The sequence below is a fragment of the Roseburia sp. 1XD42-69 genome, from assembly GCF_003612565.1.
GTDB lineage: Bacteria > Bacillota > Clostridia > Lachnospirales > Lachnospiraceae > Roseburia_B.
Window position 1 is genome coordinate 1 of the sequence record NZ_RAZG01000174.1, and the last position, 2,185, is coordinate 2,185.

Consider the following 2,185-nt stretch of genomic DNA (forward strand, 5'->3'; position numbering starts at 1 on the left):
GAAAACGCCGATTATATTTTGTAGTTTTTCGGCGGAGTCATGTAACCTTTTCAAGTGTTTCCCTGCTCAAAAAGTGTGTTTACGATCTGCTGCTTTTGACGCATGAATTCCTTGCGTTCTTTCAGTCTGTATGATTCGCCTTTGATGTTGACTACTGTGCAGTGATGCAGAACACGGTCCAGAATGGCTGAGGCAATGGTGACATCAGCAAACACCTCATTCCACTGCGAAAAAGTCTTGTTAGAGGTAAAGACCGTGGATGTCTTTTCATACCGCCTTGCGATGAGCTGGAAAAACAGGTTGGCCCCCTGAATGTCCATAGGGAGATATCCAATCTCATCAATGATAAGCATCCTGTACTTGGACAGGATTTTGAGCCTGTCCGGCAGCCGGTTCTCAAAGTGGGCTTTCTTGAGCTGTTCAATGAGCTGGTGACAGTTGATGTAGTAGGTTGAAAACCTGTGTCTTGCAGCTACAAGCCCAAGGGCTGAGGCAAGATGCGTCTTTCCCACTCCCGGCGGCCCCAGAAAGACTACATTTTCCCCGTTTTCCAGAAAACGCATGGTTGCTAGTTCATCGATCTGGCGTTTATCAATAGAGGACTGGAAAGAAAAATCAAAGTCGTCCAGAGTCTTTTTAATGGGGAAACCGGACATCTGAATCTGTTTCTCATATGCGCGTCTGCGCTTGGATTTCGCTTCTTCAGCAAAAATGTGATCCAAAACATCCACGACATTTAATTTCTCCGCCACCGCCCGTTCCAGGTAGTTGTCCAGAATCTCCAGAGTGTTCTTCATCTTGAGGCTTTCCAGATTCTCTTTCAGCCTGTCCATGGTCAATTCATTCATACAGCACCTCGTCATATCTGGACAGGTCAGAAGATTTCAGGGGAAAATCAATGACCTTGTCCTGTTCCAAAAGTATATTTTCTGCATCCATTGTCTGTTTCATAGTGAGCCGCCTATAGTGCTGCGGATTGACAACCATATCTTTTTTCTGATACGATATCCGGTGCAGAGCTATCTGCTTTCCCTCATAGTAGGCAGCCAGCATACTGTCGAGGGCTACGACTGCCACATCTTTGCCGATGTACTCCGCCGGCACGGAGTACTGGTTTCCGGCATAGGAGATGAGGCAGTCTTTTTGTACCCGGCGCAGGTTGATTTTGTCCATGATGTACTCCCGGCACAGAGGGTTTAACCGTTCCGCTTTCAGACGTTCAAAGGGGATTTCATTGGTGGTGGCGTGAACTTTTCCATTGACCTTGTTGCACCAGGCCTGCGCCTGGCCATTGAGGTCTGAAAGACTCTCGTATTTGATTCCAACCATGAAATTGTCCCGTACAAACTGCACCGTCCGTTCCACCTTGCCTTTTGTCCGTCCTCTATAGGGGCGGCACAAAACCGGTTTGAAGCCGTAGAAGCCTGCAAAATCTTCAAACTGCCGGTTCAGCGTGGAATCTTCCTGTTTTAAAAGGCGTTTGATGACCACCTGTTTCATGTTGTCATAGAGTATCTCCTCCGGATAACCTCCAAAATACCGGAACGCGTTCTGATGGCACCGGATTAGTGTATTTGTGCTCATGTCCGTCACAAATTCGATATAACGCATCCGCGAATATCCCAGTATCATAAGGAAACAGTACAGTTTCTTCCATTTCCCGTCTTCGTATACCAGATGGTCCTCAAAAAAGCCCCAGTCCATCTGCCCCTGTTTTCCCGGCATGGTTTCAAACCGCACCGTTGCTTTTTCATCCAGGTCCATTTTCTTCCCCCGGACGTATTCCTTCACGATGCTGTATTTTCTGTCAAATCCCTGTTCCTGCAGTTTCTCCAGTATCCGTACCGCAGAATAGGGCGCTTCTTCCAGCCATTGGTCTATCTGCTGCTTGTAGGCATCCAGTTTTGTTGGCTTTGGCTGTGTCAGTGTGTACTCCGGCTTCTGTGGTGACTGTGCATACCTCTTTGCTGTCCGGGGATCCATGTGGTATTTTTTCCCAAGCTCCACATAGCTCATTCCTTTTTGTCTGTCACTTCGTATGTCCATCCAGCTTTCTCCTCTCATTTCTGACTCCTTTCCCGGACATTTTTCGTCCTATCAGGAGTCTATCTTTTTTTCTTTCTCTCCGCCATAAATCTACATTTTTTCTTCGGCGTTTTCTTACATTTTATCATTGGCGCTAACA

The 2,185-nt window shown here is 47.0% G+C and carries 2 protein-coding genes; both read right to left on the reverse strand.

Annotated elements, in window-relative coordinates; translation table 11 throughout:
• Nucleotides 1-50 precede the first annotated feature (50 nt).
• Nucleotides 51-848 carry an IS21-like element helper ATPase IstB gene (istB, locus tag D7Y06_RS24805; RefSeq protein WP_120410139.1) on the reverse strand — a complete coding sequence of 266 codons (798 nt, stop codon included), beginning with the start codon at nt 846-848 and terminating at the stop codon, nt 51-53.
• Nucleotides 841-2,046, reverse strand: coding sequence for an IS21 family transposase (gene istA, locus D7Y06_RS24810; protein WP_243119509.1), 1,206 nt, complete (start codon nt 2,044-2,046; stop codon nt 841-843). Before istA ends, istB begins: the two co-directional genes overlap by 8 nt.
• Between the last annotated feature and the right edge of the window lie 139 nt (nt 2,047-2,185).